General features: G+C 57.0%; 1 protein-coding gene. It reads left to right on the top strand.

All coding sequences use genetic code 11. The features are described 5' to 3' along the window. Window positions 1–37: 37 nt before the first annotated feature. Window positions 38–1,121 (top strand): DUF3048 domain-containing protein (locus ACFRAK_RS29430; protein ID WP_394573258.1); only part of this gene is annotated, 1,084 nt, incomplete at its 3' end.

The following is a 1,121-nucleotide window of genomic DNA, read 5'->3' as shown; positions in this document are numbered from 1 at the left end:
GGGTAATAAGTATTGTGGTCCATAGGGGGAAACACGAATGGGATTCAACGATCTATTGAAGACGGCGATCTGGAGGACGGGCACGGGCCTGCTGGCGGTCTCAGCCGTTATCGCGCTGTCAGCTTGCAATGGGGACAAGCAGGCAGAAGTATCTCCGCCAAGCGAGGTGGAGGCTCCGATCGAGGCTCCAACGGAAGAGCCGCAGGATAACGCTTCTTTACCATATACAGCACCTTTAACGGGATTGCCGATAGAGGAGCCGGTGACGCAGCGTCCGCTTGCGATCATGATCAATAACGCACCGGCCGCGCGGCCGCAGTCGGGTCTGGGTCAAGCGGATATCGTATACGAGGTGCTGGCGGAAGGAGGTATTACGCGGTTTATCGGGATTTACCAGAGCCAGAGCGGAATTGAAAAGATCGGACCGATACGCAGTATCCGTCCGTACCTGATCAACCTTGGCGAAAGCTACGGCGGCGTGCTTGTGCACGCAGGCGGCAGCCCGGAGGCGTATTCGATCATTCAGAGCCAGCGCAAGCATGACCTGGATGAGATCGGGAATGCGGGCGCCTACTTCTTCAGGGCGAGTGACCGCAAGGCCCCGCATAATCTGTATGCGAGTGACGAGAAGCTGCGCGAGGCCGCGGCCAAGCACAACTATAATACGGAGGTAACGGTTCCGCAGTACACCTTCTATCCGGAGAGCGTCGCGGTTAGCGGCGAGGAAGCCGGTGGATCTGGCACGGATAGCGATGCCGCTGGAGAAGCTGCAACAAACGTAGACATCAAATTTTTGCTAGACAGTTATGTCGTGGGGTATGTCTATGACGCTTCTACTAATACGTATAAACGTTCCATGAACGGCTCGCCTCATATCGATCCGAATGACAACGTGCAGCTCGAAGCGGCGAATGTGATCGTACTCGGGGCTGACCATAAGGTGCTGGATGACGTGGGGCGGCTTGCGGTGAACGTGGAAGCAGGCGGAGAAGCGATGCTGTTCCAGCGCGGTCAGGTGATCCGCGGGCAATGGGTAAGGGCTGCGGGCGATGCGATTCGGTTCGTGAAGGATGGTCAGGAAGTGCAGCTCGTGCCGGGCAAGACGTACTTCAATATTGTGC

This window comes from Peribacillus sp. NPDC056705 (assembly GCF_043656335.1).
Note: the sequence above shows the minus strand (reverse complement) of the source record. Positions and strands in the feature narration are given on the sequence as shown.